This window comes from Chitinophaga nivalis (genome assembly GCF_025989125.1).
Lineage (GTDB): Bacteria > Bacteroidota > Bacteroidia > Chitinophagales > Chitinophagaceae > Chitinophaga > Chitinophaga nivalis.
The window spans coordinates 6,800,304-6,814,489 of record NZ_JAPDNR010000001.1 but is presented as its reverse complement, the minus strand read 5'-3'; the positions used below and the strand labels follow the sequence as shown (position 1 = coordinate 6,814,489).

At 49.2% G+C, this 14,186-nt stretch carries 1 protein-coding gene (only partly in view); it reads left to right on the top strand.

Features of this window, described 5'->3' with window-relative positions; translation table 11 throughout:
- Positions 1 to 284 precede the first annotated feature (284 nt).
- Positions 285 to 14,186, top strand: partial view of a non-ribosomal peptide synthase/polyketide synthase gene (locus tag OL444_RS24745; protein ID WP_264729151.1) — the 5' end (the start) only. Its footprint extends 75,948 nt past the window's final position; 13,902 of the gene's 89,850 nt are visible here — the first part of the coding sequence; it begins with the start codon at positions 285 to 287; the stop codon falls past the right edge of the window.

The following is a 14,186-nucleotide window of genomic DNA, read 5'->3' as shown; positions in this document are numbered from 1 at the left end:
ATTTGTTCTAAGTAATAATAGTAACTACTGCTACCAGGATGTGGGCGTTGTTGAATCTGATGTTTTAGAATTACAGTAATCCCAATGTTATAAAGATCTTCACACTTTTGTTTGCGATTCAATTATCTGCGCAGATTAAGGTGTTATGAGGGTCAGGGTAGCACTATGCCATTACGTTAATATAGCCTTTTTGCACTGACAGCAATACGAAGACACCGGATATTATTGAGTGAACCCGTTAAGATGTCTGTTTTAATCACAAACATTAATAACCCGCTTTGTTTATGAGTATAGAAACCCCCATTATCGACTCCGCTGATATTGAACAGGTCATTAAAGTTGCGTTGACACCCTATCAGTTGACATTCTATTATGAATGGTTATTGAATCCATTAAGAAGTGATTACAACATTATTTGGGATCAGGTGTTGTCGGGGGAATTTGATCCGGACAGATTTAATAAAGCCATGATACGCTTTATGAATGAGTATTTACTGGTAAACAGTAATGTGTTGCAGGAAGGGGAGCTGGTATATTGGATTAAGCGTCCCCCGGTGCCGGATACAGCTAACTTAATCAATTATTATTCGCACGATCCGGGAGAAGCTGCCATATTGGAAATGGTGAGCTTTCCGTTTCAGCTGGAAACGGCACTGCTCATGCGTTTTTACGTAGTCAGGCTGGGAGAAGGGAAGCATCGGTTGATTTTTATGATGCCACATATTCTGAATGATGCGGTAAAAGCCGATTTTTTTCTCGCTGAACTCAGCCGGTATTATAATGATTCCCAATACACGAATAAACAGAGTATTGCTACGCAGGCAGCACTTTGCCTTCAGTTAGGTGTTGAGCTGAATCAAACACTGACAGCAGGCAGAGAGCTGATGCAGGCATGGTGGAAGCAGCACCTGAGTGGCGTTAGCGGGGTAGATCTTAAGTTTCTGAAAAAAAATGCATACACGGAAAATGGTGAATCTGCACCCAGATTAAGTCCTGTGAGCGAATACCGCTTTCATATCGGAGAACTGGAAGCGACCGGATTTCATGCCATTATTGCCAGATACAAGTTGTCAGTTTTCTACTACGGACAATTGGTGTTCGCCATATTACTATACAGAATAACCGGACAACAACATATTGGAACCGGCTACCCGGTATCGATAAGGGAAGGGAAAACATTTATTTATGGCGCCCATATCAACACACTTATTAAAGTATGCCGGTTTGATGAAGTCACTACCTTGGGTGCGCTGGTGGATGATGTATTGTCTTACCTGCGTGGGTTAAAGGATAGTAAAGGACAATACCTGCCCATCAACCAGCTGATTACACATACCGCCGGAAAAGAAGTGCTGGACATCATATTCGGACAAACCAACCTGAAAGATACAACAGTTAATTTTGAAGGAGTACACCAGGTCACCATCAACGACTCCCTGAATATCGATCTTTCTGCTATGTTGCTGTTTGAACAGAAACAACGGGACGGGAAACTCAATTACCGGATCAGATATGACAACCGGTTGCTGGATCGTACGCTGGTGGAAAATTTCGGCATGCTTTACCGGCATTTGTTCTATGAGGTGCTGGCAGATCTTGCTGCTAATAACCTGGATAAACAACTGGTGGATTACATCTTGCCGGATGAACCAACACGTCACAAAATCATTCATAACTGGAATGATACTGCCACACCTTATCCTGCAGACAAAACGATCAGTCATTTATTCGATGCGCAGGTAGCTTTGTCGCCGGATCATATAGCCCTGATAAGTGATGACAAAACATTTACCTACCGGCAGTTACAGGAGCAGGTCAACCGGCTTGCGGCATATCTTAACAGTACAGGTAAGGTAGCACCGGATAGTTTGATCGGCATTTTCCTCGACCGGTCGGCAGATATGCTGATTGCCATGCTGGCGGTACTCAAAGCTGGTGGCGCCTATGTACCATTGGATCCGGAATATCCACAGGACCGTATTGCCTATATCCTGTCGGATACACAGACGACCCTGATACTTACCAGTGACGTATATGCTTCCGGGTTATCTTCCCTTGCGGCGGAAAGAACAATAGCGCTCGTATCAGTAGCCGCTGTTTTAGCCGCGACTGCCGTATATCCGGCAACGATATCTATTGACCACTGCGACGCACAGCAGCTGGCATATGTAATCTATACCAGCGGCACTACCGGTAAGCCCAAAGGGGTCATGGTGGAACATCGCAGCATCGTTCGGCTGGTAAAGGAAACGACGTATGTTGCCATCGACAGCCGGGATAACATATTGAGTTTATCCAATTTCTCTTTTGACGGATCTGTATTTGATATATATGGTGCCTTGCTGAACGGCGCAACGTTGATTGTGCCGCCCAAAGCCGCGTTGCTGGATGTAGTCGCATTGGATACACTGATGCAGCAACAGCAGGTGACTATTTTCTTTATTACCACTGCCTTGTTTAATACGCTGGTAGATGAAAAGATCGCCGGACTGCAGGGGCTGAAGCAGGTACTGTTTGGTGGCGAACAGGTATCGCCCGGACATGTGACCGCTTTCCGCGAAAGACATCCCACAGTACAACTCAGTCACGTATACGGCCCTACGGAATGTACCACGTTTGCAACTGCTTTTCTGTGCGACAGCCGGGTGGCAGGCGCTGATACGGTACCGATTGGTCGCCCTATTGCGAATACCACAGCCTATGTACTCGATACCCGGCAGCTGCCCTTGCCGGTAGGCGCCGTTGGTGAATTGTACCTGGGCGGACCAGGTGTCGCACGCGGGTATCTGAACCAACCCGAACTCACCGCCGAACGTTTCATCAGTAATCCCTTTCGTACAGCTGCCGATATAAAAACCGGCGGCCATGACAGGTTGTATAAAACCGGTGATCTGGTCAGGTTTTTACCGGATGGTAACCTGGAATATATCGGACGAAATGACTTCCAGGTAAAAATCCGCGGATATCGGATAGAACCAGGAGAGATAGAGAACCGGTTATGCTCCTTCCCGGGAATTAAACAGGCGGTCGTCATCCCCAGAGAACAGCGCGGTGGCGGTAAATACCTCGCGGGGTACTATGTATCGGCGGAAGCGCCGGACCCGCAACAGCTACTGGCCTATATCAGCGAATACCTGCCAGACTACATGGTGCCTGCTACCCTGGTGCACCTGTATAAACTGCCACTGACGCCAAACGGGAAACTCGATAAAGCGGCATTGCCGGAACCGCTGTTCACGGATGCCGCACAGTATCAGGCTCCCCGTAATGAAACAGAGGCAGTGCTATGTAGCGTATACGCGGCCGTGTTAGGACTGGATACCAGTAAGGTGGGTATGGAGGATGACTTTTTCCGGTTGGGAGGAGATAGTATTATCGCTATTCAGCTGGTCAGCAGATTAAGGCAACGTACAGGCATTCACGTAAGTGTGAAGGATATTCTGCGTTATAAAACCATCTCCACACTTTATCAGCAGGTGGTACGTCATATACTGCCTGCGGTGGCCACACCCGTGGGAGAACAGGGTACATTAACCGGAGACGTGGACCTGCTGCCGGTACAGGCCTGGTTTTTCGGTAAGCTGGATAGGGGGCAGTTGCCAGCCGCGCATCACTGGAATCAATCATTTCTGATACAGGTACCGGCACTGGATAAAACTATTTTACAACAGAGTATACAATATTTATACGCGTACCACGACAGTTTCAGGTTGCGTTATACAACGCAGGCCGATGGCGCCGGATACCGGCAGTATTATGCAGCCGCATCGGAAGCCGTTTCGCTGCGTTATCTGGATGTTGGCAGTCTGCCTTCACCAGATGCGCTCCATGCCACTTTAACGGCCTGGCAGCAGGATTTTGAACTATCCGGTAACCACCTGGTACAAGCCGGCTATCTGGATGGATATGCGGACGGCAGTGCCAGGATCTTTTTTGCCGGGCACCATCTCCTGATTGATACCGTCAGCTGGCGTATTATCTGCGAAGACCTGGAACGCATCTATCAGTACCTGGAAGCGCAGACGGCTACCACGGAAACGGATACACTAACAGACATATCGGTAACGGATATACTGGGATCGAAAGGTAGCAGCTACCGCCAGTGGGTCAATGCGCTGGCCACCTATCCTGCTTTATTTGCGGCACAGCTGCCGGAAGAACAGGCTTACTGGCAAGCTGCAACAGCCGGTATTGCTGCTGCCAACGAACAACTGGAACTATTGACTGCGGGAGTAACACAGCAGGTGACAGGTACATTGGCGCCGCAGTATACTACCTGGTTGCTGCGGGAAAGCAATCACGTATACAACACCCATATCAACGATATCTTACTGACTGCCTGGGGGACCGCACTGACACAGCTCACAGGTAATCATCAACAGCATATATTACTGGAAGGACACGGAAGGGAAGAGATAACCGCCACCGTGGATATTACCCATACCACTGGTTGGTTTACCGCTCTATACCCGGTGTTGCTGGATATAACAGGCAACACACCCGGGGAAAAGCTGGTTGGGGTGAAAGAGATGTTGCGCAAAGTACCCCGTAACGGTATAGGGTATGGCGCATTGTACGGATATGTACCGGCAGTACTGCCCCGCATCAGCTTTAACTACCTGGGGCAACTGGACCGGGAAGACCGGGATCCGCAGACACGCTGGTTTATTACAGGCGAATCTGCGGGTATCATGGTGGCTGCTGAAAACCAGGATGATAACGTCATCACCATCAATAGCTTCATTACAGCGGGGCGTTTACAATTCTATATCGCGGGCCGGCTTTCTGCCGCCCGGCTGGCCGCACTGGCAGCAGCATTTCAGGAGGCGCTGGAGGCATTGTTGGAATACCTGCATGGCATAACCCGTACTTATCTGACTGGTAGTGATATGGATTATATCCTGCCGGCGGCTTACCTGCAACAGGTACAGGCTACACGGGAGATCACAGCGGTGTTGCCCGTGAACAGTCTGCAGGAAGGATTCATTTATCACGCCATCAGTCAGGGAGATACAGACGACGCTTATCTGGTGCAGTTAAAGTGGGCATACCGGCACGCATTGGATGTAGCTAAACTACAAGCCGCATGGCGTTATGCCCAGCAAAAATACAGTGTGCTGCGTCTGCGTTTCGACTGGGAAGAAACCCTCGTACAGATAACCGACAAAACAGGCATCTTAGACTGGCGCTACCACGACATCAGTGAGCTGCCGGCAGCGGAGCAGGAGCAATATATACAGGTACTGGCCGCCGCCGACAGGCGCGAGCCCTATGACCTTACCGCAGGCCATTTGTTCCGGGTATATATCGTCCGGCGCGAGGCAACGGAGTACTTTTGTCTTTTCAGTAATCACCATATCATATTGGATGGATGGAGTATACCCGTTTTGCTGGAATATATACATACGACTTACCGACAGTTGCTGCTGGAAGAACCTGTCAGCGATGAGCCGGAAACAGCTTATCTGGCTACGCAGCAATACCTGCAGGCGCATGGAAATGATCATACGGCCTGGTGGAAAAAAGAGCTGACACGGTTGGCTGGCAAAGAAGACCTGAGCAGTTTGCTGCAGCCATCCTGCCGTCACCTGGTACTATCGGAATACCGGCATATAAAAGAGCCTGCGGAACAGGCGATCACGATAACGGGTACACGCTATCAGCTGTTGAAGCAATATTGTGCCACCAACGGCTTTACTGTAAATGCCGTATTGCAATACCTGTGGCATAAATTGCTGGCAGTATATGGTAACACGCGTACTACAGTAGTGGGGATGACCGTATCCGGCCGTAACCTGCCGATAGATGATGTGGAACAATCCGTTGGCTTGTTTATCAACACGTTGCCGGTCATCGTGGAACATGGCAGCGGTAGTGTTGTCAATGCTATTCACGAACTACAAGCCTATATCAGCGAAATTAATACCCGTAGTAATGTGCGGTTGAGTACCCTGCAACAAGGCGGCGAAAGGTTGTTTAATACCCTGTTCGTCTATGAAAACTATCCGGCTGCTGTCAATAATGCGATGGAGGAAGCCATTGGTTTTGTTTTCAACGGCTTCACCGAGAAGCTGGATTATCCGCTGGGTGTCATCGCCTATGAACAGGGACAGATCATTACCTATAGCCTCAAATATGCAGCAGAGTTATTCGCAGTTGCTACCATACAGCAGCTGCTGGAAGGTGTACAGACGTTGCTCGGTCAGTTACTGGAAAATCAGGAGCAGACAGCAGACCGTTTGTTATACCTCAACACAGCGGAACAATGGCAACTCCTGTACGAATGGAATGATACCGCCCAGCCATATCCCGCAGACAAAACATTGCAGCAGCTGTTTGAAGAACAGGTAGCGCACACACCGGATCATACTGCCCTGATATGGGAAGATACGAAGCTGAGTTACCGGGAATTAAATGAAAAAGCCAACCGGCTGGCGGCATTGCTCCGCGCGGAATATGCGATACAGCCGGATGAAGGGGTTGTGATTTGTCTGGACAGGTCACCTTACATGCTCATCGCCATGCTGGGTGTACTGAAATCAGGCGGCGCCTATGTGCCGGTAGATCCCGGATACCCGGATGAAAGAAAGGCGTATATCGTGGCCGATACCAAAACAAGAATAGTGGTCACGGAAGACTGGTATGCACATCAATGGCAGGAGATCACCAACGGCGCTGTGGCCGCCGTTATTCCGATAGATGAAGCCGGGCTGCTGGAGCATTATCCGGCAGAAAATCCGGTGCCGGTAACAACCGCCAGGAACCTGGCGTATATCATCTATACAAGTGGTACAACCGGTACCCCTAAAGGTGTTATGACGGAGCACCGCGGCGTGGTAAATCTCATTACAGCGATTACCCGCCGGTATGGATTCGGCGAAAATGAAGTCGTGCTGCAGCTGGCAAATTATGTTTTTGACGCATCCGTTAAGCAAACATTTGTGGCGTTGCTGAACGGCTATACGCTGTTGCTGGTGAGAAACCGGATCTGGGAAAACCCGGATGAATTCCTGGCGCTCCTGGTAAGACATCAGGTAACGTATATTCACAGTACCCCTTCTTTGCTGGCCCAGTTCTCATTTGCCGGTGTACCTTCTCTCAGGCGATTGAATACGGGTGGCGAATTTTTAAATACGGCGTTGCTGCAACAACTGCAGCAGACGGGTGTCATGCTGATCAACTCTTATGGCCCCACAGAAGTAAGTGTTTCTGCGGTAGTTAATGTACCCGCTACCACCAATTATATCGGTCGTCCTTTGGCCAATACCACCTTGTATGTGCTGGATCCGGCCATGATTCCGGTGCCGCTGGGTGCTATCGGAGAGTTGTATATCGGTGGCGCCGGGGTAGCCAGGGGCTATTTGCATTTACCTGAACTAACGGCTGCACGCTTCCTCCCTAACCCGTTTCAGACGCCCGCAGAAAAGCTGGCAGACATAAACGGACGTATCTACAAAACCGGTGACCTGGTGAGGTATTTACCGGATGGCCAGGTGGAATATATCGGGCGTAGTGATTTTCAGGTAAAGATAAGAGGCTATCGTATAGAGCCGGGTGAAATAGAAAACAGGTTGCTGGCTTATCCCGGTGTGCAACAGGCGGTGGTAGTAGCACGGGAACAGGCATCCGGTGGGAAGTACCTGGCAGGTTACTATGTAGCGGATGAAACCTTATCGCCGGAAGCATTACACGACTACCTGAAAAACTGTTTGCCGGAGTATATGATTCCGGCGGCATTGATACCACTGGCACAGCTGCCTGTGACTATCAATGGTAAACTGGATCGTGCGGCGTTACCTGATCCATCGTTTACCGGTGAAAAAATATATGAAGGTCCAGCCAGCGAAACGGAAGCACTGCTTTGTACTATTTATGGTGAGATACTGGGCCTGGATGCTGCTAAGATCAGTATTCATGATGACTTTTTTAGCCTGGGAGGAGATAGTATTGTCAGTATACAACTGGTCAACCGGCTACGGCAACGTGCAGGCATTCACGTGAGTGTAAAAGATGTATTTAAATATAAGACCATTGCCGCTTTATACCGGCAGGTGATCGCCGGTAAACTATCGGATACGGTAGTCTGGCAAACAGAACAAGGTGTGCTGACGGGCGATGCCGGACTATTACCGGTGCAGCAACGTTTTTTTCATCAGATAAAATCGGGATTGTTAGCTGTTGCAGGACACTGGAATCATGCCTTCATGATCCGGGTACCGCCATTGGATCAGGCACTGCTGACAGCCAGTATCATAAAACTGATCAGTTACCACGATAGCCTGCGGCTACGGTATGCAGCGGCGGATACTACCGCCGGTTACCGCCAGTTTTATCAGGAAGAGATACCTGCTGTTGCCCTGAAATACCTGCATGTAGGAGAACTGACAACACCGGAAGAACTATCGCATATCTTAACGGTTTGGCAAAGCAGTTTTGAACTGACAGGTACACCATTGTTTCAGGTGGGCTATCTGGAGGGGTATACAGATGGTAGTGCCAGAATCTGGCTGGCAGCGCATCACCTGCTGATAGATACCATCAGCTGGCGTATCCTGCAGGAAGACCTGGAGAAGATGTATACCTACCTGAGCAGGGAAGTAAGAGATGATGCAGGTATAGCTGCTATTTCCGCAACGCATATACTGGGTGCCAAAGGTAGTAGCTACCGGCAATGGGTACACGTAGTATCCGCCTATGAGTCGTTGTTTGCGAGCGAGGTGGCGGCTGAAAAAACATATTGGGCCGGAGTACTGAAAGGAGTGACTGCCAGCAACGCTATACTGACAACATTAGCTGCAGGGCCGTTGCAACAGGCGACGCTCTCCCTGGATACTGCCCATACTGCTTTATTATTGCGCGATGTGCACGAGGTGTATCATACCGCTGTCAATGATGTTTTATTGGCAGCATTGGGGATGGCGTTATCTGATCTCACGGGATACGACAGTCACCACGTGCTGCTGGAAGGGCATGGCCGGGAACCGTTATCAGATACCATTGATATCACCCATACTACGGGTTGGTTTACCAGTCTGTATCCGGTACATCTGGAAACGAATGGAACGGAGTTAGGCGCCATACTGGTACAGGTAAAGGAAATGCTGCGTGCCGTACCCCGTAAGGGTATTGGCTATGGCGCCTTGTATGGCTATACGGCTACAGAACTGCCCCGCATCAGCTTCAACTACCTCGGACAGCTGGATAATACAGGTACTGCAGCAGACCGGAACTGGGTGATTACCGGAGAAGACAGCGGCGTCACAGTGGCTGCTGCCAACCAACTGTATACGGTGATAAATATTAATAGTTGGGTTATTGATGGCGTCTTGCAGTGTACCCTGACAGGCAGTCTGCCTCCCACGATATTATCTGCGCTGGCCATCGGTTACCAGGAGGCGCTGCTAACCATCATCAGTTTCCTCACCCGGGCTACCCGTAGTTATCTCACTGCAAGTGATATCAATCATATCATCTCTGCTACCTATCTGGATGCATTGCAGGCATCCGGCGAAATAACCGGTGTATATGCCGCCAGCAGTTTGCAGGAAGGGTTTATTTATCATGCGTTGACCCAGGGCGCAATAGATGATGCCTATCGGGTACAGTTGCGATGGGAGTATCGCCAGCAGCTGGATGTGACCCGGTTGCAACAGGCATGGCAGGCGGCTCACGCCAGGTTCAGTGCATTGCGGCTACGTTTCGGCTGGGACGAAGCGTTGGTACAGGTAATTGATAAAACAGGAGTGACCGACTGGCGTTACAGTGATGTGAGTGAGCTGCCGGCAACTGTACAGGAGGCTTACTTAGCGGAGCTTTCTGCGGCCGACAGAAAGGAAGTGTTTGACCTTTCCGCAGGTAATTTATTCCGGGTGTTCCTGATAAAGTGTGCGGAAGATCATTACCATTGCCTGTTCAGTAATCATCATGCCATATTGGATGGCTGGAGTTTACCTGTGTTGCTGGGCTATGTGCATGAGGCATATCATACACCATGGGTAACCGTATCGCCGGATAACAGTTATAGCGCTGCCCAGCAATACCTGCAGGAACATCGTACGGAGCATATAGCATGGTGGAAAAATTATGTAGGGCAGTTGTTGTCCAAAGAAGACCTGAGCAATTTATTGCTGCCGGCACATCGCCTTACGGCATTGTCTGATTACCGGCATATTAAAATGCCGGAAGCGGTCTCTTTTGTGATCAGAGAAACGCGTTATCATGCCTTTAAATCCTATTGTGCGGCACAGGGATTTACGGTAAATGCGGTATTGCAATATCTGTGGCATAAACAACTACATGTTTACGGACATGCGGAAACAACGGTAGTGGGTATGACGCTGTCTGGCCGCCAGTTACCGATAGATGATATTGAACATTCCGTAGGTTTGTATATCAATACATTGCCGGTCATCTTCCTGCATACGACCGGGCTGGCAGTAGCAGATATCCGCACCTTACAGGCAGATATCAATGAGATAAACAGTCGCAGTAACGTACAGCTGGCCACCTTGCAGCAACAGGGTGAGCGACTGTTTAACAGCCTGTTTGTATATGAAAATTATCCCGTGCCTGCCACCACCGGTAATGCGTTGTCTTTTGTATGGCAAGGAGGTATTGAAAAACTGGATTATCCGCTGGCCGCCATCGCGTATGAACAGGAACAAGTGATCACCTTACAGTTGAAGTATGCGGGTGAGTTATTTGCACCTGCCTTGATGCAGCAAATGCTGGATGGTATGGAAGTACTGCTGGATCAGTTGTTGGCGGATCCGGGTATCGGAGCAGTAGCGTTGTCTTATCTGCCGCCGGACATACATCATCAGATCGTGTACGAATGGAATACTCCCGCAGCTACCTTGCCGGATGAAACGCTCCCTGAAATTTTCGCCGCGCAGGTGTTGCAACATCCCGACCATAATGCTGTGTTGTGTGGAGATCATATCCTCACTTACCGGGAATTAAATGAACAGGCAACGGCATTGGCAACATACCTGCGGCGTAACTATGAGATCCGGCCGGATGACCTGGTGGCCCTTTTTCTGGACCGGTCTGTATACATTCCGGTAGCCATACTGGCGGTGTTGAAGGCGGGTGGCGCCTACGTGCCCATCGATCCGGCGTTTCCTGCTGACCGGATCCGGTATGTACTGGCAGATACTGCTACAAAGGTTGTATTAACAACGGAAACGAATACACGAAAAATAACTGATCTTACCAACGATCTGCCGGTAAAGATACTAGCTATTGATAGCCTGGATTTACAAAATGAAGCTGCCATAGCAGTATCTCCGCTGCAGGCTCCGTTGCCGGAACACCTGGCATATGTTATTTATACCAGTGGAACTACCGGTCACCCCAAAGGGGTGATGGTAGAACATAGGCAGGTCATGCATTTATTCCGGCATACTGAACACGAGTATGTCTTTACTGATAAAGATGTATGGACATTATTTCATGCCTATGTTTTTGATTTTAGTGTATGGGAGATGTGGGGCGCTCTTTTATATGGTGGTAAACTGGTGATCCCTACTTATGAACAGACAAGGGATACCACGCTGTTTTATGACCTGTGCCGGGAAACGGGGGTAACGGTACTCAATCAGACACCCGCGGCCTTTTATGCTTTCATGGATGTTGCCATAGCAGCGCCTTATCATCCGGATACCCTGCGCTATATTATATTTGGGGGAGAAGCACTGAATTTCGCCAGAATAAAACCCTGGTATGACAACAACGTATGCCCGTCGGCGTTATTGGTGAATATGTACGGTATTACAGAAATAACCGTACATGCTACCTGGCAGACACTCAGCAGCAAACTGCTGCCAGGAGATTCACTGATCGGAAAAATAATCCCCGGATTATCGGCTTATGTATTGGATGCCCACCTGCGTCCTTTACCAGCCGGTGCTACCGGCGAATTATATATAGGCGGCGCAGGTATAGTACGTGGATACCTGCATTTACCAACATTGACGGAAGAGCGTTTTATTACCAATCCATTCCTGACAGACGCGGAAAGGGGAGCGGGGATAAACAGCCGGTTGTATAAAACCGGTGATCTGGTAAGATATACACCGGATGGTAACCTGATGTATATAGGCCGGAGCGATTTTCAGGTAAAGATACGTGGCTATCGGATAGAGCCGGGTGAAATAGAAAACCATCTGCTGACTTACGCCGGTGTGAAAGCGGTGGCAGTGATAGCCCGGGAACAAACGACCGGTGATAAATACCTCGCAGCCTATTATGTAGCAGATACGGCTGTAACGGAAGATGACCTGCGGATTCATGCAGCAGCGGCTTTACCGGATTATATGGTACCGGCTGTATTTATACCATTGGAAAACATCCCACTGACCATTAACGGTAAACTAGACCGGCAAGCCTTACCTGCACCACAATTCGGTGATCAGCACCGCTATGAAGCGCCTGCCAGTGAAACAGAAAAACAACTATGTGGCATATATGGCGCTATACTGGGATTAGATGCGGATACGATCAGTGTAGCAGATGATTTCTTCCGGTTGGGAGGTAACAGTATACTGGCTATCCGGTTGGTGAACGAGGTAAATAAAACCGCCCACAAAACCCTCAGCGTAAAAGATATACTGATGGGCAGAACGATTCGTAAACTGGCGGATTTGTTGACTGTAGCCATAGAGACGGCGCCGCAGATAACGGCTGTACCGGTTACGCAACCAGATCAGCAGCGCTTGTCTTTTGCCCAGGAACGTTTATGGTTTATTGAAAACTTTGAAGAAGGCAGCCATGCCTATCATATTCCGATAGTACTCCGGTTGCACCCGGATACCCGGGAGGAAAGCCTGTTGTGGGCGGTGAGAGCCATTGTACATCGCCATGAAGTATTGCGGAGCTTCATTAAAATAAATGAAGAAGATACGGGTTATCAGGAAGTGCAGGATGATACGGTGATGCCATTGCATATAGAAAAATGTACGCTGTTTGCAGAAGAAACATTGGCGGCTTATCTGGTGGCAGCCAACAAAAAAGTATTTGATCTGACAACGGAATATCCGGTAAGGGTAACCTTGTATACCCTGCATGCAGCCTTGCAGGAAGAAGAACGATTACTGGGAATCGTGTTGCATCATATTGCATTTGATGGCTGGTCGGCAGATATTCTGTTGCAGGAACTGCAACAGCTGTATTGGTACCAGGAGGCATTACAGCGGGGCGATCAGGCTGCAGCAGCTGTTTATCAGCTGCCGGCACTGCCCGTGCAATACCGCGATTATGCCTTGTGGCAACGACAATACCTGACCGGCGATGTACTAAACACACAGCTGAGTTACTGGAAGCAGGAACTGGCAGCATATGAAACCCTGCAACTGCATACGGATAAACCCAGGCCGAAACAGCTCAGTTATACGGGAGCACAGGTTCCTTTTTCATTGGAACTGTCACTCAGCCAGGATTTGCGGCAAACGGCCAAAGAGCTGGAAGTAAGTCTGTATAGTGTATTATTGAGTGGATATTATCTGTTATTAAGTGCGTATAGTCATCAGCAGGATATTATCACGGGCGCGCCTGTTGCCAACCGGCAGCATCCGGAAATAGCAGGACTGATCGGGTTTTTTGTCAATACCCTGGTGTTGAGAAAAAATATTTCACCGGCGCAATCCATTCGTGATTTTATCCGCGAGGTGGGCAATAAAGTAGTAGCAGCGCAATTCCACCAGGACGTACCTTTTGAAAAACTGGTAGAAGAACTGGCAGTAGTACCGGACACTTCCCGGCATCCGCTTTTCCAGGTATTGTTCAATATGCACGGGTTTGGACAACCGGTGCTCGCCGCCGCATCGTTGTTTGATTGGTACGATAGTACCCCGCACTATGCAGTGGCAAAATTCGACCTGAGCTTAACACTGGATGATAGTCAGGAAACAATTGCCGGCTTGTTTAATTACGCGACCGCTTTGTTTGAAAATGATACCATCGTTGCGTATGGTCATACTTACCTGACCATACTGCAGCAGCTCGTCCGATACAGCCGGGCCGGGAGAATCAGCGATATCAGTTACCTGAGTGAGCAACAGTATGCGGCCATCATCACTAACCGGAACGACACTACGCAGTCATATCCGGCAGCTACCACCATACACCAGTTGTTTGAAATACAGGCGGCGGCTTGTCCTGATCAGGTAGCACTGGTATTTGCCTCC